General features: G+C 74.2%; 22 protein-coding genes. 11 read left to right on the top strand and 11 right to left on the bottom strand.

Annotation, left to right across the window (positions count from 1 at the left end; genetic code table 11):
• Positions 1-76: 76 nt before the first annotated feature.
• The 4 genes from OO47_RS10815 to OO47_RS10800 all read left to right on the top strand — a co-directional run bounded on the left by OO47_RS10815 (position 77) and on the right by OO47_RS10800 (position 4,678).
• Positions 77-928 (top strand): NTP transferase domain-containing protein, encoded by an 852-nt coding sequence (locus OO47_RS10815; protein ID WP_030206598.1) that lies wholly within the window; start codon positions 77-79, stop codon positions 926-928.
• 20 nt (positions 929-948) lie between these two features.
• Positions 949-2,520, top strand: coding sequence for a molybdopterin molybdotransferase MoeA (locus OO47_RS33330; protein ID WP_078489580.1), 1,572 nt, complete (start codon positions 949-951; stop codon positions 2,518-2,520).
• Positions 2,517-3,602, top strand: a complete 1,086-nt coding sequence (locus OO47_RS10805) for a potassium channel family protein (protein WP_078489579.1) — start codon at positions 2,517-2,519, stop codon at positions 3,600-3,602. The genes OO47_RS33330 and OO47_RS10805 overlap by 4 nt, the downstream gene beginning before the upstream one ends.
• An 89-nt stretch (positions 3,603-3,691) precedes the next feature.
• On the top strand, positions 3,692-4,678 hold the full coding sequence (locus tag OO47_RS10800) for an NAD(P)H-quinone oxidoreductase (protein ID WP_030206593.1): 987 nt from the start codon (positions 3,692-3,694) through the stop codon (positions 4,676-4,678).
• Positions 4,679-4,764: 86 nt separating this feature from the next.
• On the opposite strand, the gene OO47_RS10795 is transcribed toward OO47_RS10800, so the two are convergent.
• The 6 genes from OO47_RS10795 to OO47_RS10765 form a co-directional block, all read right to left on the bottom strand.
• Positions 4,765-5,310: a bacterial proteasome activator family protein gene (locus OO47_RS10795; RefSeq protein WP_030206591.1), complete on the bottom strand. Its 546-nt coding sequence runs from the start codon at positions 5,308-5,310 to the stop codon at positions 4,765-4,767.
• Positions 5,311-5,407: 97 nt separating this feature from the next.
• The gene (locus tag OO47_RS10790) at positions 5,408-8,272 is read right to left on the bottom strand and encodes an ABC transporter permease (RefSeq protein WP_030206588.1); all 2,865 of its coding nucleotides are present in this window, start codon (positions 8,270-8,272) and stop codon (positions 5,408-5,410) included.
• The gene (locus OO47_RS10785; protein ID WP_030206585.1) at positions 8,269-9,003 is read right to left on the bottom strand and encodes an ABC transporter ATP-binding protein; all 735 of its coding nucleotides are present in this window, start codon (positions 9,001-9,003) and stop codon (positions 8,269-8,271) included. The genes OO47_RS10790 and OO47_RS10785 overlap by 4 nt, the downstream gene beginning before the upstream one ends.
• A 115-nt stretch (positions 9,004-9,118) precedes the next feature.
• Positions 9,119-9,784, bottom strand: a complete 666-nt coding sequence (locus OO47_RS10780) for a PadR family transcriptional regulator (protein ID WP_030206582.1) — start codon at positions 9,782-9,784, stop codon at positions 9,119-9,121.
• Positions 9,785-9,880: 96 nt separating this feature from the next.
• The gene (locus tag OO47_RS36830; protein WP_158708649.1) at positions 9,881-10,633 is read right to left on the bottom strand and encodes a hypothetical protein; all 753 of its coding nucleotides are present in this window, start codon (positions 10,631-10,633) and stop codon (positions 9,881-9,883) included.
• A 165-nt stretch (positions 10,634-10,798) separates the two neighbouring features.
• On the bottom strand, positions 10,799-12,439 hold the full coding sequence (locus OO47_RS10765) for a protein kinase domain-containing protein (RefSeq protein WP_030206573.1): 1,641 nt from the start codon (positions 12,437-12,439) through the stop codon (positions 10,799-10,801).
• A 267-nt stretch (positions 12,440-12,706) separates the two neighbouring features.
• Between OO47_RS10765 and OO47_RS10760 the strand changes: the two genes are divergently transcribed.
• A complete protein-coding gene (locus OO47_RS10760) occupies positions 12,707-14,350 on the top strand; it encodes a protein kinase domain-containing protein (protein WP_030206571.1) in 1,644 nt (547 codons plus the stop codon).
• Positions 14,351-14,542: 192 nt separating this feature from the next.
• On the opposite strand, the gene OO47_RS10755 is transcribed toward OO47_RS10760, so the two are convergent.
• The 3 genes from OO47_RS10755 to OO47_RS10745 form a co-directional block, all read right to left on the bottom strand.
• A complete protein-coding gene (locus OO47_RS10755; protein ID WP_199812290.1) occupies positions 14,543-15,619 on the bottom strand; it encodes a phosphotransferase in 1,077 nt (358 codons plus the stop codon).
• Between the two features lie 516 nt (positions 15,620-16,135).
• Positions 16,136-16,588: a pyridoxamine 5'-phosphate oxidase family protein gene (locus tag OO47_RS10750; RefSeq protein ID WP_030206565.1), complete on the bottom strand. Its 453-nt coding sequence runs from the start codon at positions 16,586-16,588 to the stop codon at positions 16,136-16,138.
• An 85-nt stretch (positions 16,589-16,673) separates the two neighbouring features.
• Positions 16,674-17,333 (bottom strand): response regulator, encoded by a 660-nt coding sequence (locus tag OO47_RS10745; RefSeq protein WP_030206562.1) that lies wholly within the window; start codon positions 17,331-17,333, stop codon positions 16,674-16,676.
• A 342-nt stretch (positions 17,334-17,675) separates the two neighbouring features.
• On the opposite strand from OO47_RS10745, the gene pdhA reads away from it, so the two are divergent.
• From pdhA to OO47_RS10720, 5 genes are all read left to right on the top strand, one after another.
• Complete coding sequence (pdhA, locus tag OO47_RS10740) at positions 17,676-18,869, top strand: pyruvate dehydrogenase (acetyl-transferring) E1 component subunit alpha (protein ID WP_030206561.1); 1,194 nt, start codon at positions 17,676-17,678, stop codon at positions 18,867-18,869.
• A 2-nt stretch (positions 18,870-18,871) separates the two neighbouring features.
• Positions 18,872-19,852, top strand: a complete 981-nt coding sequence (locus OO47_RS10735) for an alpha-ketoacid dehydrogenase subunit beta (RefSeq protein WP_030206558.1) — start codon at positions 18,872-18,874, stop codon at positions 19,850-19,852.
• Between the two features lie 31 nt (positions 19,853-19,883).
• Complete coding sequence (locus OO47_RS10730; protein ID WP_051715322.1) at positions 19,884-21,302, top strand: dihydrolipoamide acetyltransferase family protein; 1,419 nt, start codon at positions 19,884-19,886, stop codon at positions 21,300-21,302.
• 164 nt (positions 21,303-21,466) lie between these two features.
• On the top strand, positions 21,467-22,108 hold the full coding sequence (locus tag OO47_RS10725) for a GntR family transcriptional regulator (protein ID WP_030206553.1): 642 nt from the start codon (positions 21,467-21,469) through the stop codon (positions 22,106-22,108).
• Positions 22,105-23,421, top strand: coding sequence for an MFS transporter (locus tag OO47_RS10720; RefSeq protein ID WP_030206550.1), 1,317 nt, complete (start codon positions 22,105-22,107; stop codon positions 23,419-23,421). The genes OO47_RS10725 and OO47_RS10720 overlap by 4 nt, the downstream gene beginning before the upstream one ends.
• Positions 23,422-23,464: 43 nt before the next feature.
• Here OO47_RS10720 and OO47_RS10715 read toward each other — a convergent pair whose 3' ends face one another.
• A complete protein-coding gene (locus OO47_RS10715) occupies positions 23,465-24,292 on the bottom strand; it encodes a maleylpyruvate isomerase family mycothiol-dependent enzyme (RefSeq protein WP_030206547.1) in 828 nt (275 codons plus the stop codon).
• A gap of 156 nt (positions 24,293-24,448) precedes the next feature.
• Between OO47_RS10715 and OO47_RS10710 the strand changes: the two genes are divergently transcribed.
• Entirely contained in the window at positions 24,449-25,252 is an 804-nt protein-coding gene (locus OO47_RS10710; protein ID WP_030206544.1) for a carbon-nitrogen family hydrolase, read from the top strand.
• 91 nt (positions 25,253-25,343) lie between these two features.
• On the opposite strand, the gene OO47_RS10705 is transcribed toward OO47_RS10710, so the two are convergent.
• Positions 25,344-26,870, bottom strand: coding sequence for an aminotransferase-like domain-containing protein (locus OO47_RS10705; protein WP_051715263.1), 1,527 nt, complete (start codon positions 26,868-26,870; stop codon positions 25,344-25,346).
• Positions 26,871-26,988 lie beyond the last annotated feature (118 nt).

Here is a 26,988-nt window from a genome sequence, read left to right as displayed (position 1 = left end):
CCCGTCACCGCCCGGTCCGTCTCTCCCCGTGGGACGGGCCGGGCGCCCGCGGCCCCCGGCGGCCCATACTGCTGGGGTGACCACCGCACACGACGCCGTCGTACTCGCCGGGGGCGCCGCCCGGCGCCTCGGCGGCACGGACAAGCCCGGGGTACGGGTCGGGGGCCGGACCCTCCTCGACCGGGTCCTCGCGGCCTGCTCCGGCGCGGGCCGGACCGTGGTCGTCGGGTCCCCCCGGCCGACCGGCCGGCCCGTCCGCTGGACCAGGGAGGACCCGCCCGGCGGCGGCCCGGTGGCCGCCCTCGACGCGGGGGCGCGGGAGACGGAGGCGGCCGTCCTGCTCGTCCTCTCCGCCGACCTGCCCTTCCTGGACGGCGCCACCGTACGGAGACTCCTCGGCGCGCTGGACGGGGGTCCCGGGGCCGAGGCCGTCCTCCTCACCGACGCCGAGGGGCGCGACCAGCCGCTCGTCGCCGCGTACCGGACCGGCCCGCTGCGCCGCGAACTGGACCGGCTCGCGCACGAGCACGGCGGCCTCGCCCACCTGCCGCTGCGTCACCTCACGCACGGACTCCGGCTCGCCCGGCTTCCCGCGGGTCCCCTCGCCTCCTTCGACTGCGACACCTGGGAGGACGTTGCCACGGCCCGCGCCCGCATCAGGGAGCATGGGAGCGTGCTGGATGAATGGATCACCGCAGTCAAGGACGAACTGGGCATCGAGTTGGACGTCGACACCGGCGTCCTGCTCGATCTGGCCCGCGACGCCGCCCACAACGTGGCCCGCCCCGCCGCACCCCTGACCACCTTCCTGGTGGGGTACGCGGCGGCGCGCGCGGGCGAGGGCGGGCCCGAGGCGGTCGCGGAGGCCGCCCGCAAGGCCGCGGCGCTCGCCCTGCGCTGGGAGGCCGAGCAGGACGGGGCCGGATGAGCCTGAAGGAGCCCGCTCCCATGGCCCCCGAACCCGCCGCCGCCGGACCCGGCCCCGCCGGGCCTGCCGCCGACGCGCCCGGTCCCACCGGCCCCGCCGGGCCCGCCGGCGGTGCGAAGGCCGGTCACGTGCACCGGGCCACCGCCTGGCCCGAGGCGCGGGCCGCCGCGCGCCGCGCCGGGGCCGGGGCACGGGTCGGCCGGAAGCCCTCGGGGCTCCCGCTGGGGGAGGCGCTGGGCCGGGTCCTGGCGGGGCCGCTCACGGCCCTCGCGGACCTGCCGTCCTTCGACACCTCCGCCATGGACGGCTGGGCGGTCGCGGGACCCGGCCCCTGGCACGTGCGCGAGGAGACCGCCGTCCTCGCCGGGCACGTGCCGGCCGCCGCCCTGGCCGCCGGGGAGGCGGTACGGATCGCCACCGGCGCCCCCGTCCCGCCCGGGACCACGGCCGTCCTCCGTGCGGAGCACTCCCGGACCGAACGGCCCCGTACCGAAGGCCCCGAACACCCCCGCACCGACGAGCCCCCGCACGACGGGCGGCTTCTCCTGCGCGCCCTGCGCGAGGTCGTCGCCGGGCAGGACATCCGGCCCCGGGGCCAGGAGTGCCGCTCCGGCGACGAACTGCTGCCCGCCGGTACCACCGTGACCCCCGCCGTCCTCGGCCTCGCCGCCGCCGCCGGGTACGACGAACTCCCCGTACTGCCCCGTCCCCGCGTGGAGATCCTGGTCCTCGGCGACGAACTCCTCACGGCCGGCCTCCCCCGCGAGGGGCTCATCCGGGACGCCCTCGGCCCGATGCTCGGCCCCTGGCTGGCGGCGCTCGGCGCGGACGTCCTCGACACCCGCCGGATCGGCGACGACGCCGAAGCGCTGTACGCGGCCGTCACCGGCTCCGCCGCCGATCTGGTCGTCACCACCGGAGGCACCGCCGCCGGACCCGTGGACCACGTCCACCGCGTGCTCGACGAGGCCGGTGCCGTGCTCCTGGTCGACGGGGTGAAGGTACGGCCGGGGCACCCCATGCTCCTCGCCCGCCTCGGCGCCGACCCCGCCCGCCCGCACCACGTGCGCCACCTCGTGGGCCTCCCCGGCAACCCGCTCGCGGCCGTTTCGGGGCTCCTCACCCTCGCCGCGCCCCTGCTCGACGCCCTGACGAAGCCCGAGCCCGCCACGAAGCCCGAGCACTCCGCAGAGCCCGAGCCCTTCACGGCGCCCGAACACCCTGCAGAGCCCGAGCCCTTCACGGCGCCCGAGCACCCCGCAGAGCCCGAGCACCCCGCAGAGCCCCGTACCCCCGCGGAAGGCGGGGCCGGAACAGACCCCCGTACCCCCGTGCCGTACCGTGTGCCCGTTCGGGACGAGGTGCACGGGCACCCCCATGACACACGACTCGTCCCGGTCGTCCGCCGCAGCGGATCGGCCGTTCCGCTGCGCTACAACGGTCCGGCCATGCTCCGCGGCATCGCCGCCGCGGACGGCCTGGCCGTCGTCCCGCCCGGCGGGGCACGGCCCGGACAGGAACTGGACGTCCTCGATCTTCCCTGGCCGCCGGCGGCGGGGGCCGTACCGGCCCAAGGAGCGTGTTTCACGTGAAACTTCCCAGCCGTGACGTGATGGCCCGCCACGCGGACGAGAAGATCGCCGGCCCCCGGGTCACCCTGCCCCGCCGGGAGGTGGAGCGACCGCTGCGCCAGGTCGGCAAGCGGCTGCTCATGGCGCTCGGCGTCCTCGTCGTGACGATCTTCCTCGTCTACTTCGACCGTGACGGCTACCACGACAATGCCGACGAGACGCTCGACTTCCTCGACTGCGCCTACTACGCGACCGTGACGCTCTCCACCACCGGATACGGCGACATCGTCCCGCACAGCGACACGGCGCGGCTCGTCAACATCCTGCTGGTCACGCCCCTGCGCGTGCTGTTTCTGATCATCCTGGTCGGCACCACCCTGGAGGTCCTCACCGAGCGGACCCGGGAGGAGTTCCGGCTGAACCGCTGGAGGTCCACCTTGCGCGACCACACCGTCATCGTCGGGTTCGGCACGAAGGGGCGGTCCGCGATCCAGACCCTCTGCGCGACCGGTCTCAGCAAGGAGCAGATCGTCATCGTCGATCCCTCCAGCAAGGTGATCGAGACGGCGAACGCGGACGGTTTCGTCGGTGTCATCGGCGACGCGACCCGCAGCGCCGTCCTGCTCCGCGCCGAGGTGCAGCGCGCCCGCCAGATCGTCATCGCCACCCAGCGCGACGACACGGCCGTCCTGGTCACCCTGACCGCGCGCCAGCTCAACCGGGGCGCGAAGATCGTCGCCGCCGTCCGGGAGGAGGAGAACGCGCCGCTGCTGCGCCAGTCCGGCGCGGACGCGGTCATCACCAGCGCCAGCGCCGCCGGACGCCTGCTCGGCCTCTCGGTGCTGAGCCCCAGCGCCGGTACGGTGATGGAGGACCTGATCCAGCAGGGCTCCGGCCTCGACCTGGTCGAGCGTCCCGTGACGAAGAGCGAAGCGGGCAAGAGCCCGCGGGAGACCCAGGACCTGGTGGTGAGCGTGCTCCGGGGCCACCGGCTGCTCAGTTACGACGACCCCGCGGCCAACCCGCTCCAGCTGACCGACCGGGTGATCACCATCGTGCGCGCCACGCCCGTGACCCGGCTCTCCACCCCGCCGGAGGACTGAGCCCGCCCGCCGGCCGCGATCGCCTCCGCGGCGAACCCGCCCCGGTGGTGATCGCGGCCGGCGGTGATCGCGGGAGTAGCCTCGCCGCCATGTATGCGATCACGATTCCGGAACCCGGTGGACCCGAGGCCCTGGTCTGGTCCGAGGTGCCCGATCCCGTGCCCGGCGAGGGCGAGGTGCTCGTCGAGGTGGCGGCGAGCGCGGTCAACCGCGCCGATCTGCTCCAGCGCCAGGGCTTCTACGACCCGCCGCCCGGCAGCTCCCCGTACCCCGGTCTGGAGTGCTCGGGCCGGATCGCCGCGCTCGGTCCCGGGGTGTCCGGCTGGGCCGTCGGCGACGAGGTGTGCGCGCTGCTGGTCGGCGGCGGCTACGCGGAGAAGGTCGTCGTCCCGGCCGGTCAGCTCCTGCCGGTGCCGGAGGGCGTCGACCTGGCCACCGCCGCCGCCCTCCCCGAGGTGGCGTGCACGGTCTGGTCCAACATCTTCATGATCGCCCATCTGCGGCCGGGCGAGACGCTGCTCGTGCACGGCGGCGCCAGCGGGATCGGCACGATGGCGATCCAGCTGGCGAAGGCGGTCGGGGCCCGGGTCGCGGTCACCGCCGGCAGCGCCGGGAAGCTGGAGCGCTGCGCCGAGCTGGGCGCGGACGTCCTCATCGACTACCGCGAGCAGGACTTCGTCGAGGAGCTGGCCAAGGCGACGGACGGGGCCGGGGCGGACGTCATCCTGGACATCGTCGGCGCCAAGTACCTGGAACGGAACGTGAAGGCGCTCGCCGTGAACGGACGCCTGGTGATCATCGGCCTCCAGGGCGGGGTGAAGGGCGAGCTGAACCTCGGGGCGCTGCTCGCGAAGCGTGGCGCCGTCATGGCGACCACGCTGCGGTCCCGCCCGCTGCGGGAGAAGGCGGCGATCGTCGACGCCGTCCGGGAGCACGTCTGGCCACTGATCGAGGCGGGCACGGTCCGGCCGGTCGTCGACCGCACGCTGCCGCTGCCGGAGGCCGCCGACGCGCACCGGGCGCTGGAGTCCGGCGACCACGTCGGCAAGGTCCTGCTCCTCGCGCCCGGCGCCTGAGCCGGTACGCACGGGGGCCCGGCACACACCGTGTGTGCCGGGCCCCTCCGCGTACGGCCGCCGTACGGCTCCGTACGGCCGCCGTCCTACAGGTACGGCCCCGAGCGGACCGCGTGGCCCGGGCCGTGGTCATCGTCATCGTCGTGACCGGCGCCCGGCGGCAGCGCCCGGCGCATCTGCTCCAACTGGGCGCGGGCCGCCATCTGCTGGGCGAACAGCGCCGTTTGGATGCCGTGGAAGAGGCCTTCGAGCCAGCCCACCAGCTGCGCCTGCGCGATGCGCAGCTCCGCCTCGGAGGGGATCGCCTCGTCCGTGAACGGCAGGGAGAGACGTTCGAGTTCCTCGACCAGTTCGGGCGCGAGCCCGTCCTCCAGCTCCTTCACGGAGCTGGCGTGGATGTCCTTGAGCCTGACCCGGCTGGCCTCGTCGAGAGGTGCCGCGCGTACTTCTTCCAGGAGCTGCTTGATCATGCTGCCGATCCGCATGACCTTCGCAGGCTGCTCGACCATTTCCGTCACCGGGACCTCGCGGGATTCGTCGTCGCCCTGAGTGCCGCCGAGCGCCATCCCGTCCTGTCCCACGATGAGGACCTGGGGGCTCTCCTGCGACCTGTCATTCCTCGGCATCTCCATGCCGCCATTCTCTCGTACACGTGCCTCACCACGGGGTGTGCCCCTGTACGAGGGTGATCCACCCTCGTACAGGGGCACAGATGGGCCACGAAGGACGTCAGGTCGCCGCGCGCCGGGCCAGCGCGCCGCGCGAGCGGGTCACGAGGGCGGCGAGCAGGGCGGCGCCCAGCGGGACGGCGACGAGCAGGACGGCCAGCGTCTCCCAGGGGACGACGATCGGCACGTCCGGCGGCGCCGTGTCGGTGCCGGTCCAGCCCTCGGCGACGCTCATCTCGTGGTAGCGGAGCCGGTCGCGCTCCTCGGTGAGCCGGAGCCCCACGGCGGGCAGCAGCCCGGCCGCCGAGCCGAGGACCACGCCCATCGCGGCGACGACTCCGCACTGGAAGCCGCTGAGCGTGCGGCGGACCCGGGGCGGGGCGCCCACGGCGGCGAGCGTCTTCAGATCGGCCTCGGCGTCGGCCTGGGCGAGCCCGGTGGCGATGCCGGCGGCGCCGATGGTGACGAGGCCCGCGAAGATCGCGAGCGAGAGCAGGACGATCCCGTACTCGTTGACGAAACCTTCCTCCACGTGCAGTTCGACGTTGCTGCCGAGCTTGGCGATCTCGCCGTCGAGCTTCTGCCGCTGCTCGCTGTCCGCGAGCCGGTCGGTGGCGGCGTACATGCCCAGCGGCACGGTGGAGAGACCGGCGGCCTTGGCCGCGGCCGGGGTGATCAGGGCCCGGACCCCGTAGGACTTCTCGTCGCCGGGCACCAGGTAGGCGGGCACGGAGCTGACCTTGCCGGGTACGGGGCGGCCTTCCTCCATGGCCTTGTCGGCGGCGGCGGTGTCGGTGATCTGCTTGAGCCCGACGGTGCCGTTCTTGTCGATCTGGGTGCGGTCGAAGGTGACGACCTTGCCGTCCGCGAGGGCCTTCACGGCCCCGGGGTCGTCGACGCCGAGGACCTGGAGGACCTTGGCGTCACCGACGAGCAGGCCGCCGTCGACGTAGATCCCGCCGTGGGAGGACTCCTTGCAGCGCCAGTCGTCGGTGACCATCTTCCGCCGCTGGTCGGGCGTGAACCTCTCCGTGGGGTCGCCGCCGCCCGGGAGCGCCGCGTACAGCGGGCACTCGTTCGCCGGGGGCACGACGACCTCGAAGCGGCCGCAGCCCGCGGCGTCGCCCCACGGGGAGCAGCCGGGCCTGCCGACCGAGACGCGGTCGACGTCGGCGCGCAGCTCGACGGGCAGGTACCGCTGGACGGCCTCGCGGACCGCCGGGACGTCCCGGCCGCCCTCTTCCCGGACGAAGGCCGCGACGGCGCCGTAGGGCAGCTGGGGCTCGTACGAGGCCCTGTTCTCGGCCTCCCTGCTCGCCATGTAGGTGGAGACGGCGACCGTTCCCGCGACGGCGGCGAGGACGGCGGCGACGGCCGGAGCCGTACGGCCCCGGTTGCGGACGGCGTCCCGCAGCGCGAGGCGCGGCGAGAGCGGCAGCCAGCGTCCGCTGCGGCCGAACAGGCCCACCAGGGCCGGGGTCATCGCGACGACGCCCAGCTCGGCCAGGGCGGAGCCGGCCGCCACCACGGCGACCTGCTCGGTGACGAGGGAACCGAAGAGGGCGACGGACCCGCCGAGCAGGAGGGCCACGAGGCCGATGACCGGCAGGACCCGGTTGCTGCGGCGGACACCGCGTCGGCCGGTGAGCGAGGAGAGGACGCTCTGCCGGGAGGCGGTGACGGCCGGGACGATCGCGGCGAGCAGACCGGTCAGGACCGCGAGCAGCGCGATGGCCAGGATTTCGAGCGGCCGGACGTCGAAGGAGCCGAACCGCTGGCCCATCGCCTGTTCGAGGAGCGGCTGGAGCGCCAGGGTCAGGACCACGGCGAGCACGGTGCCGACGACGGCCGCCGCGATGCCGATGACCAGACCGCCGCTCAGCACGATCGCCCGGATGTGGCTGCGGGCACCGCCGTTGGCACCGACGAGCCCGAGCTGGCGGCGCGAGCGGCGGGCGCCGACCGCGAAGGCGGGACCGGCGAGGAGGCAGATCTCCAGCATCGCCAGGCCCACGACGGTCGCGGCCGCGGCGAGTTCGGCGGCGCGGTCCGTGGGCCCGGCCTCGTAGTTGCCCCAGCCGTCCTTCTGGTAGAGCGGGACGTCGGCGTCGGCGGGCGGGGAGAGCAGCACGGCGCGCGAGGCGACGAGAACGCCCTTGGTGTTGATCTCCTGGACCGTGTTCCACGTGAAACCACCGGGCTTCCGCACCAGGTAGGACACGGAGGAGTCCGGGGCCGACAGACCGGCCTTCTCGGCGGCCTTCCCGTACGGGGCGAGGAAGGCGCCGGGGAGCGCGTTGACCTGATCCGCCTTGAGCGAGTCGGGAAGTTCGTAGGAGCCGACGATCCGGTACGGGCGCTCGAAGTTGCGAGCGGAAAGGGTCGAGCCGATCGACAGACCGCTGGTCTCCAGGAAGTGCGAGGTCGCCATGACCTCGTCGTTCTTCTCCGGGTAACGCCCCTCCAGGAGCGGCATGATGCCCCGGGCGACGGGGTCGGACGCCTTCAGCTCGCGCACCTCGGTCATCAGCAGACCGTGGGACGTGGTCAGCTTCGCCGATCCGACGCGGTCCGTGAGGACGGTGGAGCCCGCCGGGAAGGTCTTGGTGACGTCGGTGGGGCCCGACGGCCACCGTTCGTCGTCCTCCTTCCTGGCCGGCGCGCTCATCTCACCGGCCGGGTCCTGGAGGATCGGCACGCCGGCCATGTCGGCGTCCCGGAAGCGGGCGTCGGCCGCGCCGATCGTCCGGTCCAGCTTCTCGGCGGGGGACAGCTCCGCGCTGCGGAAGGTCAGGTCGAAGGCGCTGACGCCCAGGATGGGCAGGGCGATCATCGCGAGGACGAGGGCGCTGCGGCCCTTGGCGCGCCAGGCGTCACGGCGGGCTATGCGGATCGCGGCCCGCCAGGAGTGGAACCAGGTCTTCACGCCTCGGCCACCCGACCTGAGAGGAGGGAGTCGGCCTCGCTGCGCACGGTCTGGTCGACGATGGCGCCGTCCCGCAGGAACACGACGCGGTCGGCCCAGGCGGCGAACCGCGGCTCGTGGGTGACGAGGACGCCGGCGGCGCCCGCGTCGCAGCGGGTGCGGAGCAGGGCGAGGACGGACTCGCCGGTCTCGGAGTCGAGGGCGCCGGTCGGCTCGTCGGCGAGGACCAGGCGGCGGTCGCCGACCAGGGCGCGGGCGATGGCCACGCGCTGCTGCTGGCCGCCGGACATCTCGTCGGGGAAGCGGTCGGCGAGGTGGCCGAGCGACATCTCCTCCAGGGCGGCGAGGGCCTCGACGCGCGCCTTGCGGGCCGGGGTCCCGTCCAGCTCGCGGGGCAGGGCGACGTTCTCGGCGGCGGTCAGGGCCGGGATGAGGTTGTAGTCCTGGAAGACGTAGCCGATGCTGCGGCGGCGGAGGGCCGCGAGCTCCTTGATGCCGACCTTGGTGATGTCGGTGTCCTCGACGATCACCTCGCCCGAGGTGGGGGAGTCCAGACCGCCCGCGATGGTGAGCAGGGTGGACTTCCCGGAGCCGGACGGGCCCATGACGGCGACGAGTTCACCGGGGTACACGGCGAGGTCGATGCCGCGCAGGGCGTGCACCTCGGTGGCGCCCGAGCCGTGGACCCGGGTCAGGTTCTTCAGTTGCAGCACGGGCTGCTGTGCGGACATGGAAGGGTTCCCCCCTTGGCGTGCCGGGCGGTCGGCCGGGCACGGAGCGTGCGGTGGAAGGTGGTGCGTCGGACGTACGGGCGGGGCGCGGGCGAGCGGTCGGCGCGCCCCGGCGTCAGGGGCGGTCGGTGCGGGCGCCCGCCCGCGCGACAGGGGCCGGGGCGGGAGCCGGGGCCCCGGCGGCGGGCGCGTCCGGCTCGCTCTGCGCGTCCGGGGCGTCCGGGGCCGACCGGGCGGTCGCCGAGAGGCGGATCAGCCGGGACTCGCAGTGGTCCAGCCAGCGCGCCTCGGCCTCCGTCTGGAAGATCAGCTGCTCCAGGACGAGCAGCCAGGCCACGTCGTCCCGTTCCCGCGCCCCGCCGCTCTCGACGGCCAGGAGCGCCTGGGCCTTGAGCCGGGTGTAGTCCTGCATCGCCTTCACGGTGTGCCGGCGCTGGGACTGGATGACGTCGCGGATGTCGACGTTCGGCGCGCCCACCGCCATGGCGAGCTTGATGGCCAGCTCGTCACGGGCGGGGCTGGTGCGGTCCACCGGCTTCTCGAACCAGGCCCTCAGCTCGGCGCGGCCGTCGTCGGTGATCGTGTAGAGCGTGTGCCCGGCCCCGTCCTCGCCGCCCTGCGCGACCATGCCGTCGCGTTCGAGCCGGCTGAGGGTCGTGTAGACCTGCCCGACGTTGAGCGGCCAGGTGGAGCCCGTGCGGGACTCGAACTCCGTACGGAGCTGAGAGCCGTAGCGCGGGCCGCGTTCGAGGAGGGCGAGGAGCCCGTGGCGGATGGACATACTCAGTATGTATACCGGGTATATCGTCGCGGACAACCGACCTGAGGCGGAAGCGGGGGGTCCCCCTCAAGGGGGACGCCGGCCCTCCGCCGCGGCTCAGCGGCGGCGCATCCGGAGCCCCAGGAAGCCGATCCCGAGCCCCATCAGGGCCAGCCCCACCCCCAGGGTGAGCACGGGAACCCGCTGGTGGACGAGGCCGGAGGCGGACTCGCCCTCCGTCCGGGGCACGGCGGCGGGCAGGCCGGCGGAGGCCGCCTCGGGCGACGCGTCCTCCTCCTCGCGTACCGCTCCGCCCTCCTCCTCCCCGTCCTCCCGCGACTCGGATTCCGTGACGGTTTCGGTACGGGAACGGCTCTCCGAGGGCGTCGGGGCGGTCTCGGTGCGGCCGGGCCTGGTCCTGCCCTCGGCGGCGGGCCGCCCCGCGAGGGAGGCGGAGGACTCCGGGGCGGGGGCGCCGGAGGGCCCGGCGGGCCGCACGGCCGGGGAGGCCGGTCCGCTGCCCGCGGGCGCGGGAGCGGGCGGGACGGCGCTTCCGGCGCGCCCCGGGGAGGCGGAGGCGGGCGCAGAGGCCGGGACGGAACCGGACGCGGGAGCGGGAGCGGAGGGGGAGACCGGCGGCGGGGCGGTCGTGGAGGGCGGGCCCGGCGGGGGCGCCGGAGGGGTGGTGCCGGGGGGCGTGGCGCCCGTCCTGGTGTCCGCCGTGGTGTCCGTCGGGGCGCTCGCCGTGGTGCCGGGGGGCTCCGCCGGATGGGCGAGGGGCGCGGCGTACAGGGCGCAGGCGCAGGCGAACGCGCAGGTGAGCGCGGGGCGCAGGGCTCGCGCCCGTGCCCCGCGGAGTACTGGAGTCACCGGGTGACCCCCTCCCGTACCGAGCCGCCGAGGTGTTCGACTCAGCGTCACATGCCGGGACGATTCCGGCACCCGGTGGGCACCCGGTAGGCGTCCTTCAGACGCCCGCAAGCGCCCGACGGGCCCCCGGTGGGCGCACGGCAGGAGGGGGCGGGCCCGAGGGGGCTACTGCGGCGGGTTGCCCGTCGAGATCTTCAGCGTGAACTCCGCGTCCTTGGCGCTGATGTCCGTACCGGACGGCGGGTACTGCTCCAGGACCGTCCCGTCGCCGTACGTCGCCTCGTCCACCGGGGTCTGGACCTTGATCTTCCAGCCGGCGGCCCGGATGCAGTCCTTCACCGACTGGATGTTCTTGTAGTTGAAGTCGGGCACCTCGAACTTCTCGGGGTCGTCGCTCGACTCCCTCGGCTGGGTGCACTTCTTCGTGTCGATGGTCTTGGTCAGGTCGGGGCCCTTGTAGCCCGGCTTCGCCGTCTCGCTCTGCTGGGTGCCCGTGCCGCCGGTGCCGCCCGCCTGCGGGTCCTTCTCCTCGCCCTTGTTCAGGTTGAGCGCCAGGACCAGGCCGCCGATCGCGATCACGGCGACCGCGATCGCGCCGACGATCACCGACGTGTTCCGCCGGGAGCCGCCGCCCGCCGGGGCGGGTGCGTGCGTCTGGGCGTGCGTCTGGGCGTACGGCGCTGGCGTGGGGGCCTGCTGGCCGTAAGGGGCGGGCGTCGGGGCCTGCTGCGGGTAGCCGTACGACGGGGCGGGCGCGGGGGTCGCGGGGCCGTACGGGCCCGGCTGCGGCGTCGGCGGCAGGTACGGCTGCTGCACGCCGTGCGGGCCGGGCGGCGGGGCCTGGCCGACCGGCGGGAAGACCGCCGAGCCGACGCCCGCGCCGCTGCTGACGGGCCCGCCCGCGACGATCACGGGGGCACCGGTCTGCCCGGCCGACAGGACCCGCAGGCACTCGTCGCGCATGGCCGCCGCGCTCGGGAACCGCTCGTTCGGGTTCTTCCGGAGCGCGCGGGCGACGAGCGCGTCCATCGCCGGAGTCAATGAGCGGTTGACGGAGGACGGGGCGACCGGCTCCTCCTGCACGTGCGCGTACGCGATGGCGAGCGGGGAGTCGGCGTCGAAGGGGAGCCGGCCCGTGAGCAGCTGGAAGAGCATGATGCCGACCGAGTAGAGGTCGGAGCGGGCGTCCACCGCCCGGCCGAGGGCCTGCTCGGGGGAGAGGTACTGGGGGGTGCCGACGACCATGCCGGTCTGCGTCATCGAGGTGACCCCCGACTGCATGGCCCGCGCGATGCCGAAGTCCATGACCTTGACCACGCCGCGCTTGGTCGTCATCACGTTGCCCGGCTTGATGTCCCGGTGGACCAGGCCCATCTCGTGGCTGACCTCCAGGGCGGCGAGCACGTCGGCCGTGACCTTCAGCGCCTTGTCGGCCGGCATCGCGCCGTACTGCCGCACGTCCGCGGCGAGCACCGAGCCGAGCGGTTGCCCCTCCACGTACTCCATGACGATGTACGGCATGACGGCGCCGTCGAGGGTGTCCTCGCCGGTGTCGAAGACCGAGACGATGTTGGTGTGGGAGAGCTTCGCGACGGCCTGCGCCTCGCGCCGGAACCGCTCGCGGAAGGACTGCTCCCGGCCCAGCTCCGTGTGCAGCGTCTTGATGGCGACCTGCCGGTCGAGGGCGCTGTCGTACGCCAGGTACACCGACGCCATGCCGCCCTCGCCGAGAAGATCGCGCAGCTGGTACCGGCCGCCCGCGACCGAACCGCCCGCGTAGCGGCCCTGTGCGCCGTCCTGGCTCATCTGTGCTTCCCCCTACGTACGCGCGCGTGCGGCGTCGACCCGTGATTTTCCCGGCCAAGTCTGCCCCAGGGCGGTGACACGTCAAGCCGGGTGCCCGTTACGTGACCCTCCGCACAGGAAGCGTTTCCGAACCGGTGCGGGAATGCGTCGAATTTGCACAGGTGTACGTGAACGGGATTGGATGGCCGGTCCATCTCGGACCGCGATGTCGTACGGAGCCTGTAGCGTGACGACTGGACACGGCACGACAGACGACGGCGAGGACTGATGGCACCCGAATCCGGAGCAGGTGGCGGTGCGCCGGACGCGGCCGCGGAATCCTGGGGCGTCGGCGGCGTCGTCGGCGACGGGCGCTACCGCCTGACGCACCGTCTGGGACGCGGCGGCATGGCCGAGGTGTTCGCGGCGGAGGACGTACGGCTGGGCCGCACCGTGGCCGTCAAGCTGCTGCGCGCCGACCTCGCCGAGGACCCGGTCTCCAAGGCGCGCTTCACGCGCGAGGCGCAGTCGGTCGCCGGCCTCAACCACCACGCGATCGTCGCCGTGTACGACTCCGGCGAGGACCTGGTGGGCGGCCGCCCCGTGCCGTACATCGTGATGGAGCTGGTCGAGGGCCGCACCATCCGCGACCTGCTGCTGAGCGCCGAGGCACCCGGCCCCGAGCAGGCCCTGATCATCGTCTCCGGGGTCCTGGAGGCGCTGGCCTACTCGCACCAGCACGGCATCGTGCACCGCGACATCAAGCCGGCGAACGTGATCATCACCCACGGCGGCGCCGTCAAGGTCATGGACTTCGGCATCGCCCGCGCCCTGCACGGCGCGCAGTCGACGATGACCCAGACCGGCATGGTCATGGGCACGCCGCAGTACCTCTCCCCCGAGCAGGCGCTCGGCAAGGCCGTCGACCACCGCTCCGACCTGTACGCGACGGGCTGCCTCCTCTACGAACTCCTCGCGCTGCGGCCCCCCTTCACCGGCGAGACCCCGCTGTCCGTCGTCTACCAGCACGTCCAGGACGCGCCGGTCCCGCCGTCCGACGTGACCGGGTCCGTGCCGCCGGAGCTGGACGGCCTGGTGATGCGCTCGCTCGCGAAGGAGCCGGACGACCGGTTCCAGAGCGCCGAGGAGATGCGCGGGCTCATCCAGTACGCCCTCCAGATGCTCCAGCAGCAGGGCGGCTACACCGGCACGTGGAACACCGGCCCGATCGAGGTGCACGACGGCGGCCGGACCCCGGCCGGCGGCGTGGCCGCGACGACCGCGATGGGCCACCCGGCGCACGGCGAGACCGCGCAGCGCCCGATCCTCCCGCCGATGAACCCCGACGACGGTGGTTACGACGGCGGTGCGGGCGGCGGGGGCTACGGCCAGGGCGGCTCGTACGGGTCGCAGGGCGGCGGCAACGGCGGCCGGGGCAGGATGTGGCTGTTCGCCGCGCTCGCGGTGGTCGCGGTGGTCGCCGGGGTCGCGTTCGCCCTCAGCAAGGCGGGCGGGAACGGCGGCGGCGGTACGGAGAACAAGACGCCGACCGTCACCACCTCGCCGTCCACGAAGGCCTCGGAGGAGCCCACGGCCTCGCCGGAGCCCACCCAGGACCAGACGCAGGACCCGGGCACGTCCAGCGGCGGTTCGACGCGGGAGCCGTGGACCGAGCAGCCGACGCGGCAGCCGAACTGGCCCACGGGCAGGCCGACCACCGAGGCGCCGACCGAACCGGCCACCACGCCGCCGGTCGACCCCACGGACACGCCCACGCACACGGGCGAGCCGACGACCCGGCCCACGGGGGGCACGCCGACCACCGACCCGACCGGCGACCCCTCCGGGGGCGGCGACGGCGGGGACGGCGGCGGCGACGACAGCGGCGGCACGGGCACGCAGCCGACGGCCACCAGCGGCGCCTCCGGCTGACGGAGGACCCGGCGGCGGGGCCCGGCCGAGGAGACGCCGTCGGGGTGACGGCGGGGCTCGGGACAGGCAGGGTCCGGTGACGGGCGGGCTCGCCCCTGCGAAGGGCGGGCTCGCGCCTGCGAAGGGCGGGCTCGCCCCTGCGAAGGCCGAGCTCACCCCGCGAAGGCCGGGCTCACTCCGAGAACGCCGGGCTCACCCCGCGAAGGCCTCCCGCACCGCCTCGTACTCGCGGGTCCACCAGACCGCCAGGGCCGACACCGCGGGGAACTGCGCGTCGGCCCTCCGGTCGTGGAGCTGGTAGCGCCAGCGCAGGGTCCAGAAGTCGTTCAGGCGCTCCCACCACACCCGGTGCGCCGCCGCCGCCAGCTCGGCGCCGTCGGCGCCCGTCGCCCGCCGGTACGCGCGCGCGTAGGCCCGTACCTTCCCCAGGGCCAGCTCGCCCCCCGGCCGTACGAAGAAGATGGCGGCGGCCCTGACCGCCTCCTCGGCCCTCGGGCGGAGCCCGAGCCGGTCCCAGTCGACGATCGCGGCGGGCTCCGCGCCCCGGTAGAGCAGGTTCAGCGGGTGGAAGTCGCCGTGTACCCAGTCGGCGCCCGAGGCGGCCGGGGGCCGGTGGTGGGCGTGCTGGGTGAGCAGCCTGCGGCGCTCCCTGAGCCGGTGCTCGGCGAGCACATCGAAGCTGTCGCGGGGGCGGTGCGCGCGGACGAGGCGGATCAGCTCGTCGATGGCGCGGAAGGTGTCCTGGGGGTCCGCGCTCGCGCACGCGTCCGCGTCCGTCCCGCCGGGCGCCCCGTCGGCCCCGGCGGCCCCGGGGGCGCCCATGACCCTGTCGAGCGCGGTGTGCACCTGCCCGAGGAGGGTGCCGAGGCGACGGCAGCCGCCGGTGGAGAGCTGGCCGCCGTCCCGGTGGCGGCCCTCGACCCAGGGGTGCAGGGCATAGCAGTGGCCGCCGACGACGGCGACCGTGCGCCCCCGGGCGTCGGTGAGCGGCGGGGCGACGGGCAGGCCGAGGGCGTGCAGGCGCTGGGTGGCGCGGTGCTGGCGGGCGACGGTGGCCCGGTCGGCGGTGGCGGCGTCCAGGTGCTGCTTGAGGAAGTAGGTGCCGCGGGTGGTGGTGAGCCGGAACCCCCGGTTGAGCAGCCCCTCGGTGACCGGCACGCAGGCCAGCGGCTCCCCGGCGTGCCGGTACCGGCGCAGCAGGACGTCGACGGGCGGGACGCCGGGGGGGTTCGGTGGGCCGGGGGCCGGCACGGGCCGGGTCCCGGGCACCGGGGCGGTCGGGGCGCCGACGAGCGGTCGGGGCGGGGTGCCGGGAAGCCGGGCGGCCGGGGCGCCCCCGGGACGGGCCCCGGTGGGCCGGGCTCCGGCACCCCCGGCGGACCGGACCGCGGCGGCGGCCCGGGGCGGCAGGGCGGCGGCGGTCCGGGAAGGCGGAGAGGCGGCGGCCCGGGGCGGCAGGGCGGTGGCGGTCCGGGAGGGCGGAGAGGCGGCGGCCTGGGGCGGCAGGGCGGTGGCGGCCCGGGAGGGCGGCGAGGCGGCGGTCCGGGAGGGCAGTGAGGTGGAGGTCCGGGGCGGTGGGGCGGCGGCGGTCCGGGAAGACGGCGAGGCAGCGGTCCGGGGCGGCAGGGCGGTGGCGGCCTGGGAGGGCGGCGAGGCGGCGGTCCGGGAGGGCAGTGGGGTGGAGGTCCGGGGCGGTGGGGCGGCGGCGGTCCCGGGGGGCGGTGGCGGTGCGCCGGTCGGCGGGAGGAGGGTTTCAGATGAGCGCGGCACCCGCCAGATGTTAGATCACGCTACGTGGTGGAGGTGTCGCCGTACGGGACGGGCCGCAGCCGGAACCCCGGGGGCTTCGCTCGGGTAGTCGAGCGCGTGCACCGTCACGAACTGCGGTTCGATCCGCAGGTAGACCGGGACGAACGGCTCGCCGTCCACCAGCTCCGGCTCGGGCCCGAAGGCCGCGCGCTCCGCCGCGGTCGGCTCGACGACCCGCGCGGTGCCGCTGAACTGCACGGACCAGATCCGCTCGGCCCCCGAGCCGAAGTTGTCCGCCCCGTACGCGACCACGCCCCCGTTGCAGGCGCGGTGGTGGCCGAGGCCCTGGTGCATCCGGAGCAGCACCCGGCCGTCGACCACGACGTGCCGGGCCGGGGCGACGAAGGGCATCGCCCGCATGCTCGCCGCCACCCGCCCGTACGACACGCGGTTCAGCAGCTCGACGGCGCGGATCTCTTCGGTGGACATGGCTTCCACTCTCCGTCACCACCGGGTGCCCGAAAAGGGGCCCCCGCCCCCTCGGGACGGGACGTAGGTCCCGAAGCGGAACGGTTCAGCGCCTCTCGGCCTGCATCCGCGCCACGTACGCCGCCGCCTGCGAGCGCCGCTCCATGCCCAGCTTCGACAGCAGGCTGGAGACGTAGTTCTTGATGGTCTTCTCCGCGAGGTGCAGCCGCTCGCCGATCGCCCGGTTGGTCAGGCCCTCGCCGATCAGGTCCAGGATCCTGTGCTCCTGCTCCGTCAGGCCGGCGAGCCTGTCGTCGCCCCTCGGGGCGTTCCCGTCGCGCAGCCGCTCCAGGACCCGGGCGGTCGCCACCGGGTCGAGCAGCGACCTGCCGGCCGCCACGTCCCGCACCGCGCTCAGGAGTTCCGTCCCCCGGATGGCCTTGAGGACGTATCCCGAGGCCCCGGCCATGATCGCGTCGAAGAGGGCCTCGTCGTCCGCGTACGAGGTCAGCATCAGGCATTTGACGTCCTCGTCCCGGGAGCGGACCTCCCGGCACACCTCGACGCCGCTGCCGTCCGGGAGCCGCACGTCGAGCACCGCGACGTCCGGACGGGTCGCAGGGATCCTGACCAGCGCGTCCGCCGCCGTGCCCGCCTCGCCGACCACCTCGATGTCCTCCTCCATGGAGAGCAATTCGTGGACGCCGCGCCGGACGACTTCGTGGTCGTCCAGCAGGAATACCCTGATTTTTCCTTCTTCGCGCACGGGGTCAGTCTCACATACTGGCTCTTCCCGCGCCCGGGGTGCGCGGGATAACGTGCCGCTTGTTCCGGCGGCCCTCCAGGCCGTTGCCGACGCGCTGACCAGCCGCTGTTCCCCCTTTTCTCGATTTACTTGGAAATCCAAGCAAAAACGCAGGTCAAAAGGGGTTTCGCGGGAATGCCGCGCTGTGGGTAACGTGCCTATGACAGGGCGCTCGCCGGGGCACTTGTCACGCCCGACCCCGGCCGCGTCGCACCCACCCCGTGCGAAGGGTACGGATAAGGCGGAGAGCCGCACTGGCCTCACCGGCGAACCCGGGGGCCGGACCGACGGAGGAGCACGCACGTGACCGTGGAGAGCACTGCCGCGCGCAAGACGACGCGACGCAGCAGCGGCACCAAGCGCACCGCAAGCGCGAGCCCGAGCACCACCAAGAAGACGAGCACGCGCGCCGCGGCGGGAGCGACGGAGCCCGAGCTGGTCCAACTCCTGACGCCCGAAGGGGAGCGCGTCCAGCACCCCGACTACGACATCGACCTGAGCGCCGAGGAGCTGCGCGGCCTCTACCGCGACATGGTCCTCACCCGTCGCTTCGACTCCGAGGCCACCTCCCTCCAGCGCCAGGGCGAGCTGGGCCTGTGGGCCTCGCTCCTCGGCCAGGAGGCCGCCCAGATCGGTTCGGGCCGCGCGCTGCGGGACGACGACTACGTCTTCCCGACCTACCGCGAGCACGGCGTCGCCTGGTGCCGGGGCGTCGACCCGACGAACCTGCTGGGAATGTTCCGCGGCGTGAACAACGGCGGCTGGGATCCCAACAGCAACAATTTCCACCTGTACACGATCGTCCTCGGCTCGCAGACCCTGCACGCCACCGGCTACGCCATGGGCATCGCCAAGGACGGCGCGGACTCCGCCGTGCTCGCGTACTTCGGCGACGGCGCCTCCAGCCAGGGCGACGTCAACGAGTCGTTCGTCTTCTCCGCGGTCTACAACGCCCCGGTCGTGTTCTTCTGCCAGAACAACCAGTGGGCCATCTCCGAGCCCATCGAGAAGCAGACCCGCGTCCCGCTCTACCAGCGCGCCCGCGGCTTCGGCTTCCCCGGCGTCCGCGTCGACGGCAACGACGTCCTCGCCTGCCTCGCGGTCACCCGCTCGGCCCTGGAGCGCGCCCGCCGCGGCGAGGGCCCGACGCTCATCGAGGCCTTCACCTACCGGATGGCCGCCCACACCACCTCCGACGACCCGACCCGCTACCGCCGCGACGCGGAGCGCGAGGCGTGGGAGGCCAAGGACCCGATCCTGCGCCTCAGGGCGTACCTGGAGAACGAGGGCCACGCCGACGCGGCCTTCTTCGAGGAGCTGGAGGCGGAGAGCGAGGCCCTCGGCAAGCAGGTCCGCGAGGTCGTCCGCGCCATGCCCGTACCGGAGCACATGGCGATGTTCGACAACGTGTACGCGGACGGGCACGCGCTCGTCGACGAGGAGCGCGCGCAGTTCGCCGCCTACCAGGCGTCCTTCGCGGACGGAGAGGCCGAGTAATCATGGCTGTTCAGAAGCTTCCCCTCGCGAAGGCGCTCAACGAGTCGCTGCGCACGGCCCTGGAGACCGACCCCAAGGTCGTCGTCATGGGCCTGGACGTCGGCAAGCTCGGCGGCGTCTTCCGGATCACCGACGGCCTCCAGAAGGACTTCGGCGAGGACCGGGTCGTCGACACCCCGCTCGCCGAGTCCGGCATCGTCGGCACCGCCATCGGTCTCGCGCTGCGCGGCTACCGGCCGGTCGTGGAGATCCAGTTCGACGGCTTCGTCTTCCCGGCGTACGACCAGATCGTCACGCAGCTCGCGAAGATGCGGGCCCGCTCGCTCGGCGCGGTGAAGGTGCCGGTCGTCATCCGCATCCCGTACGGCGGCGGCATCGGCGCCGTCGAGCACCACTCCGAGTCCCCCGAGTCGCTCTTCGCGCACGTCGCGGGCCTCAAGGTCGTCACCCCGGCGACCCCCTCCGACGCCTACTGGATGCTCCAGCAGGCGATCCAGAGCGACGACCCGGTCATCTTCTTCGAGCCCAAGCGCCGCTACTGGGACAAGGGCGAGCTCGACACCGAGGCCATCCCCGGCGAGCTGCACAAGGCCCGGGTCGCCCGCGAGGGCACGGACCTCACCCTGGTGGCCTACGGCCCGATGGTGAAGACCTGCCTGGAGGCGGCCGCGGCCGCAGCCGAGGAGGGCAAGTCCGTCGAGGTCGTGGACCTGCGTTCGATCTCCCCGATCGACTTCGACACCCTCCAGGCCTCGGTCGAGAAGACCCGCCGCCTGGTCGTCGTCCACGAGGCCCCGGTCTTCTTCGGCTCCGGCGCGGAGATCGCCGCCCGGATCACCGAGCGCTGCTTCTACCACCTGGAGGCCCCCGTCCTGCGGGTCGGCGGCTACCACGCGCCGTACCCGCCGGCGCGCCTGGAGGAGGAGTACCTGCCGGGTCTCGATCGCGTGCTCGACGCCGTCGACCGCTCGCTGGCGTACTGAGGAGAGCACCGTGACGATCCGCGAATTCAAGATGCCCGACGTGGGCGAGGGCCTCACCGAAGCCGAGATCCTCAAGTGGTACGTCCAGCCGGGCGACACCGTCACCGACGGGCAGGTCGTGTGTGAGGTCGAGACGGCCAAGGCGGCCGTCGAGCTGCCGATCCCGTTCGACGGCACGGTCCACGAGCTGTGCTTCCCCGAGGGCACGACGGTCGACGTCGGCCAGGTCATCATCTCGGTGAACGTCGGCGGCGGCGCGCCCCCCGCCCCGGCGGCCCCGGTGACCGAGTCCGTCGCGGCCCAGGCCGTACCGGCGGAACCGGTCGCCGAGGAGGAGGACGAGCCGCAGGGCCGTCAGCCGGTCCTCGTCGGCTACGGCGTGGCCGCCGGCTCCACCAAGCGCCGCCCCCGCAAGGGCGCCGGGGAGGCCGCCCCCGCACCGCAGGCGTCCGTCGCCGTCTCCGTGCCCGAGCAGCTCAACGGGCACGCGGCGGGGGCCGGCCGGCCGCTGGCCAAGCCGCCGGTCCGCAAGCTCGCCAAGGACCTCGGCGTCGACCTGGCGACGGTCGTCCCGACCGGCCCGGACGGCATCATCACCCGCGAGGACGTCCACGCGGCCGCCGCCCCGGCGCCCGCACCGGCCGTCGAGGTCCCGGTCCCGGCTCCGGCCGCCCCGGCCCAGGCGCCGGCGCCCGTCGCCGCTCCCGCCGCAGCACCCGCCGCGGAGGCGCCCGCCGCGCCGTCCGGCGCCCGGGAGACCCGTGTCCCCATCAAGGGCGTACGGAAGGCCACGGCGGCGGCGATGGTCGGTTCGGCCTTCACCGCCCCGCACGTCACCGAGTTCGTGACCTTCGACATCACGCGCACGATGAAGCTGGTCGAGGAGCTCAAGTCCGACAAGGACATGGCGGGCCTGCGGGTCAACCCGCTGCTCCTCATCGCCAAGGCCGTCCTGGTCGCGGTCAAGCGCAACCCGGAGATCAACGCGGCCTGGGACGAGGCGGCGCAGGAGATCGTCCTCAAGCACTACGTGAACCTGGGCATCGCCGCGGCCACCCCGCGCGGTCTGATCGTGCCGAACATCAAGGACGCGCACGCCCAGACGCTGCCCGAGCTCTCGAAGTCGCTGAGCGAGCTAGTCGCCACGGCCCGCGAGGGGAAGACGACCCCGGCGGCGATGCAGGGCGGCACCTTCACCATCACCAACGTCGGCGTCTTCGGCGTCGACACCGGCACGCCCATCCTCAACCCCGGCGAGTCCGCGATCCTCGCGGTCGGCGCGATCAAGCTCCAGCCGTGGGTCCACAAGGGCAAGGTGAAGCCGCGTCAGGTCACCACGCTCGCCCTCTCCTTCGACCACCGCCTGGTCGACGGCGAGCTGGGCTCCAAGTTCCTGGCGGACGTCGCCGCGATCCTGGAACAGCCGAAGCGGCTGATCACCTGGGCGTGATGCCCGGCGCGGTCACCTGGGCGTGATGCCCGGCGCGGTCACCCGGGAGTGAGGCCCGACTTGCACGGTTTCACGTGAAACCGGCGAGAAGGTGACAGGCGGAGCCCCGTCCATCATGCGGACGGGGCTCTCTGTTGTACCCCTGTTGTATCTATGCTGTGTCCATGTCTTCCGCTCCCCCCGCCGCCGACCGCGTCTACATGCACGTCAAGCAGGCCGTACTCGACCGGCGGTACGAGGGGGGCACCCTCCTGACCGAGGGCGAACTCGCCACGGCCGTCGGGGTGTCGCGGACCCCCGTCCGCGAGGCGCTGCTCAAGCTGGAGATGGAAGGGCTGCTCAAGCTCTACCCGAAGAAGGGCGCCCTCGTCCTCGCCGTCTCCGCGCAGGAGATCGCCGACGTCGTCGAGACCCGGCTGCTCGTCGAGGAGTTCGCCGTCCGCCGGGCCGTGCCCGCCCCCGCCGCCCTGATCGCCCGTCTCGAAGAGCTCCTGGAAGAGCAGAAGCGGCGGGCCGGGGCCGGGGACCTCGCGGAGGTCGCCGTCACCGACCGCTGCTTCCACGCCGAGATCGTCCAGCACGCCGGCAACCAGATCCTCGCCCGGCTCTACGACCAGCTCCGCGACCGCCAGCTGCGCATGGGCGTCGCCGTGATGCAGTCCCAGCCCGACCGCGTCGCCAAGAACATCGCCGAGCACGCCGAGATCCTCGACCGCATCAAGGCCGGCGACGCCGAGGGCGCCGCGCACTGCGTCCGCCAGCACCTCAGCTGGGTCAAGGTCCTGGTGCGGGGTGAGCACCGGTGAGCAACCGCAACGGATACGGCTCCGCCGTCACCCTCCCCGGAGACCCGCCCGGCGGCCGCCGCGCCGCCCTCGTCTGGGGCGTCGGCGTCGCCGTCTACTTCGTCGCCGTCATCTTCCGGACCTCGCTCGGCGTCGCCGGACTCGACGCCGCCGACCGCTTCGACGTCAACGCCTCCGCGCTCTCCACCTTCTCCATCCTCCAGCTGCTCGTCTACGCCGGCATGCAGATACCCGTCGGCCTCATGGTCGACCGGCTCGGCACCAAGAAGGTCCTGGTCCTCGGCGTCGTCCTCTTCACCGTCGGCCAGCTCGGCTTCGCGCTCTCCCCGTCGTACGGCACGGCCCTCGCCTCCCGCGCCCTCCTCGGCTGCGGCGACGCCATGACCTTCATCAGCGTCCTGCGGCTCGGCAGCCGCTGGTTCCCCGCCCGGCGCGGCCCCCTCATCGGCCAGGTCGCCGCCCTCTTCGGCATGGCGGGCAACCTGGTCTCCACCGTCGTCGTCGCCCGCGCCCTGCACGGCCTCGGCTGGACCACCACCTTCGTCGGCAGCTCCCTCGCGGGCGTCCTCGTCCTCGTCCTGCTGCTGCTCTTCCTCAAGGACCACCCCGAGGGGTACGAGCCCCGGCCCGCCCCGCACGCGGGCGCCGCCTACGTGCGCCGCCAGATCGCCGAGTCCTGGCGCGAGCCCGGCACCCGGCTCGGCATGTGGGTGCACTTCACCACCCAGTTCCCGGCCATGGTCTTCCTGCTCCTGTGGGGACTGCCGTACCTCGTCGAGGCGCAGGGCCTCTCGCGCTCCACCGCCGGGACGCTGCTCACCCTGGTCGTGCTCTCGAACATGGTCGTCGGCCTCGCGTACGGGCAGATCATCGCCCGCCACCACGCGGCCCGCGCCCCGCTCGCCCTCGGCACGGTCGCGGCCACCGCCCTGCTGTGGGGGACCACCCTCGCGTACCCCGGCGACCACGCCCCGATGTGGCTGCTCGTCACCCTCTGCCTGGTCCTCGGGGCCTGCGGTCCCGCCTCGATGATCGGCTTCGACTTCGCCCGCCCGGCCAACCCGCCGGAGCGTCAGGGCACCGCCTCCGGCATCGTCAACATGGGTGGTTTCGTCGCCTCGATGACGACGCTCCTCGCCGTCGGCGTGCTGCTCGACGCGACCGGCGACGACTACCGGATCGCGTTCTCCTCGGTCTTCGTCCTCGAAGCCCTCGGCGTCGCGCAGATCCTGCGCCTCAAGGCCCGCACCCACCGCCGGGAGCGCGAACGGCTCGTCGCCAGCCGCGTGGAGGCCGTGCACGTACCCGTGTAGCGCACGGCCAGGGCCTGTCCGACCCTGACCCGCCGGACAGGCCCTAGTTCGGCGTCACCGCGAAGTTGTCGAGGATCGCCCGCGCCAGCCGCTCGTCGCCCTCCACCTTGATCCGGTCGGCCGCGTCGGCCGCCCGGACCCGGCCGCAGGCCAGCCGCACGTACGTCTCCCAGTCCGTCGCCAGCGTCGCCGCCGGGCCGAGCGAGGGCGCGCCGTCGATCGACCCGCGCCCCTCCGCGTCCACTCGCACCGTCCGCAGGAACTCCACCGGGCCGGTCACGTCGAACACCACCGCCGAGGACGCCGGCGCGCCCGCGTCCTTGGCGACCACCTTCGGCAGCGCCTCCAGGAGCACGTCCCGGACCACGTGCGCCCCGGGCGAGTCCAGGTTCCCCGGCACCCCGAGCGCCGTCCGCAGGTCCTGCTCGTGCACCCACACGTCGAAGGCCCGCATCCGGTAGGCCACTTCCAGGGTCTGCTCGGCGCCCAGCGGGGCCCGGATCAGATGGTCGGGCGAGCGGTTCTCGTTGCGGAGCTGCCGGGCCCGGCGAATCAGGACGTACTCCAGCTCCGACGTCATCTCCGGCGCCGTGTGGTGCCGCCGCACATCGACCTGGACCTCCATGTAGCGCGCGAAGTCACTGCGCACGTGGTAGAGGTCGCGCGGCAGCGAGTGGATCGGCCGGGGGTCGCCCAGCATCTCCGTCTCCATGCCGATGACGTGCGACACGACGTCCCGCACCGACCAGCCCGGGCAGGGGGTCCGCCGGTTCCACTCGCCCTCCACGAGCGGCTGCACCAGCTCGGCTATCGCCTCGATCGAGTGCGTCCAGGCGTCGGCGTGGTTCTGGAGGCTGGGATGGACGGTCACGGGACCCCTCGGCGGTTCTTCGGTGCGCGGGCTGAATAACACGACTGGGTGGGAGGCTCGGACGCTAAGTTACGCTGCCCGAAGGCACCCCGGCAGTGCTTTCGTGTGACGATCGTAGGCCGGTGTTGACGGCTCGAATGCCAGGACGGTGGTAGTGTGCGCGCCTCGCTGATCCAGATCGCGGTAGACCCGGACGAACCGGTCGACGCCCGCCGTGCCCGCGCGGCACGTCTCGTACGGGCGGAATCTGGCCGCGCCGACCTCGTCGTCCTCCCCGAGCTGTGGACCGTCGGCGCCTTCGCGTCCGACCTCTTCGCCGCCGGGTCCGAGCCGCTGAACGGCCCCACGCACCGGGCGATGGCCGAGGCCGCCCGGGACGCCGGGGTCTGGCTGCACGCCGGCTCCTTCGTGGAGGCGGAGGCCGGCGCCCTCTACAACACCTCGCTCGTCCTCTCCCCCGACGGCGAACTCGCCGCCTCCTACCGGAAGATCCACCGCTTCGGCTTCGACGAGGGCGAGGCGGTCCTCATGGCCGCCGGGGAGGACCTGGTCACCGTCGACCTGCCGCACCTCACCGTCGGCGTCGGCACCTGCTACGACCTGCGCTTCCCCGAGCTCTTCCGCGGCCTGGTCGACGCGGGCGCCCAGGCCTTCGTCGTCCCGGCCGGCTGGCCCGCCCGCCGCCGCGCCCACTGGACCCTCCTGGCGCGGGCCCGCGCGGTCGAGAACCAGGCGTACGTGCTCGCCTGCGGCACCGCCGGCACCCACGCCGGCATCGAGCAGGCCGGGCACTCGATCGTGGTCGACCCCTGGGGCGAGGTCCTGGCGGAGGCGGGGCCCGGCGAGGAGGTCCTGCGCGTCGCACTCGACCCCGGCCGGGTCGCCGCGACCCGCGAGGAGTTCCCGGCCCTCAAGGACCGGGTCCTGGGCGTGGCGGCGCCGGAGCCGAAGCGGCCCTAGGGCCTGTGCCGAAAGCAGTGCCGTCCGCCCGAAGGGCAGGCGGGACTTTCGGCACACGCCCCGGGACCCGTCCGAAGCAGGGCCCCGGCCGTCACAGCGTGATCGCGTGCAGGGCCGCCCGCACCGGCTCGGGACCCGGCGTGTACTCCGCCCAGGCCGCCGCCAGCCTCCGCACCGCCTCCGTCAGCACCTCCGGGGCCGCCAGGAAGTGCAGCCGCAGGTGGCGGACGCTGCCGCCGAGGGCGTCGGCGGTGGCGCCGGGCAGGACGGCGACCCCGTGCCGGAGGGCGAGCTGCGCGAAGGAGACGCCGTCGCCGTGCGGGAGCCGCACCCACAGGGTCTGACCGCCCGCCGCCGGGGCGCAGGACCAGGACGGCAGCAGCCGGGCCAGCTCGGCCCGCAGGTGGTCGTGGCCCGCCCGGACCGTCCGCACGCGGGCCTCCAGGACCGGCCCGAAACCGTCCAGGAGCCGGACCGCCGCCAACTGGGCCGGGACGTCGCTGCCCAGGTCGTGCAGGGCCTTCAGACGGGCGAGCCGGGCGATCAGCGGGGCCGGTCCGCGTACCCAGCCGATCCGGAGGCCGCCCCACACCACCTTGCTGAGCGAGCCGACCGCGACCACCTCCCCGTACGCCGAGAGCGGCGTCCACGGCGCCCCGGCGTCGAAGGCCAGGTCGGAGAGGGCCTCGTCGTCGACGAGCGGCACCCCGAGCGCGTTCGCCGCCTCCACCAGCCGGCGCCCCGCGAGCGGCGGGAGCACGGTCCCGGTCGGGTTCTGGAAGCGGGCCACCACATAGGCCAGGGCGGGACGGTGCCGCTCCATCAGCCGCACCGCCTCCGCCACGTCGACCCCGTCCGGGCCCACCGCCACCGGCAGCGGCACGGCCGCCGCCTCCCGGAACAGGTCGAGCGCCCCCGGGTACGTCGGCGCCTCCACCAGGACCCCGTCCCCGGGGGCGAGCAGCAGCCGCGCGAGCAGCGCGAGCCCCTGCTGGGCGCCGGTGGTGACCAGGACCTGGTCGGGACCGGTCGGCACGCCCCGCGCCGCGTACCGCGCGGCCACCGCCTCGCGCAGCGCCCCGAGCCCGGCCGGGTGGTAGCCGAGGTCCCCGACGGGCAGTTCGAGGGAGCGGTACGCCTCCGCCAGCGCGTCCGGCGCCCGGTCCGGGGCCGCGCAGCTCAGCAGGATCACGTCGTCCGGCGCCTCCAGGAGGTGCAGGAAGAGCGGGTTCGAGGTCTCCCGCACCCGGGGCGCCCCCGCACCCGCCCCCACTCCCGCACCCGCGCCCGCCCCCGCCCCCGCCGACCGGAGCCGCCTCGCCGACAGTGCGGCCGGCGCCACCCGCGTACCGCTGCCCTGCCTCCGTACGAGCCGCCCTTCCCGCCGCAGCGCGTCGTAGGCGGCGACCACCGTCGTACGGCCCACGGCCAGGGCCGTCGCGAACCGCCGGTCCGGCGGCAGGAGCGTGCCCGGGGGCAGCACCCCCTCGTCGATGAGCCGGCGCAGCCGGGCGGCGAGCAGCAGGTACAGCGGCCCGCGCCCGGCGGACCAGCGCCCGAGCCGCGCGACCAGGACGTCGAGGGCGGGGGGAGGGGGAAGGGATTCGATTGGCTCCATCGCCGGACCAATCTGCCGGGATTGGACCTGGGAAGGCAAGCGCCCCTTTCCCAGACTGACTTCATGACCCGCCCCACCACCCCGTCCTCTGCCCGCCCCACCACCCCGTCCTCTGTCC

Source organism: Streptomyces bikiniensis, assembly GCF_000716625.1.
Taxonomy (GTDB): domain Bacteria; phylum Actinomycetota; class Actinomycetes; order Streptomycetales; family Streptomycetaceae; genus Streptomyces; species Streptomyces bikiniensis.
Note: the sequence above shows the minus strand (reverse complement) of the source record. Positions and strands in the feature narration are given on the sequence as shown.

Coding starts and splice junctions, on each gene's coding strand:
- OO47_RS33330 (WP_078489580.1), top strand. CDS start 949: ATGGCCCCCGAACCCGCCGCCGCCGGACCCGGCCCCGCCGGGCCTGCC.
- OO47_RS10800 (WP_030206593.1), top strand. CDS start 3,692: ATGTATGCGATCACGATTCCGGAACCCGGTGGACCCGAGGCCCTGGTC.
- OO47_RS10795 (WP_030206591.1), bottom strand. CDS start 5,310: ATGGAGATGCCGAGGAATGACAGGTCGCAGGAGAGCCCCCAGGTCCTC.
- OO47_RS10785 (WP_030206585.1), bottom strand. CDS start 9,003: ATGTCCGCACAGCAGCCCGTGCTGCAACTGAAGAACCTGACCCGGGTC.
- OO47_RS10780 (WP_030206582.1), bottom strand. CDS start 9,784: ATGTCCATCCGCCACGGGCTCCTCGCCCTCCTCGAACGCGGCCCGCGC.
- OO47_RS10765 (WP_030206573.1), bottom strand. CDS start 12,439: ATGAGCCAGGACGGCGCACAGGGCCGCTACGCGGGCGGTTCGGTCGCG.
- OO47_RS10760 (WP_030206571.1), top strand. CDS start 12,707: ATGGCACCCGAATCCGGAGCAGGTGGCGGTGCGCCGGACGCGGCCGCG.
- OO47_RS10750 (WP_030206565.1), bottom strand. CDS start 16,588: ATGTCCACCGAAGAGATCCGCGCCGTCGAGCTGCTGAACCGCGTGTCG.
- OO47_RS10735 (WP_030206558.1), top strand. CDS start 18,872: ATGGCTGTTCAGAAGCTTCCCCTCGCGAAGGCGCTCAACGAGTCGCTG.
- OO47_RS10730 (WP_051715322.1), top strand. CDS start 19,884: ATGCCCGACGTGGGCGAGGGCCTCACCGAAGCCGAGATCCTCAAGTGG.
- OO47_RS10725 (WP_030206553.1), top strand. CDS start 21,467: ATGTCTTCCGCTCCCCCCGCCGCCGACCGCGTCTACATGCACGTCAAG.
- OO47_RS10705 (WP_051715263.1), bottom strand. CDS start 26,870: ATGGAGCCAATCGAATCCCTTCCCCCTCCCCCCGCCCTCGACGTCCTG.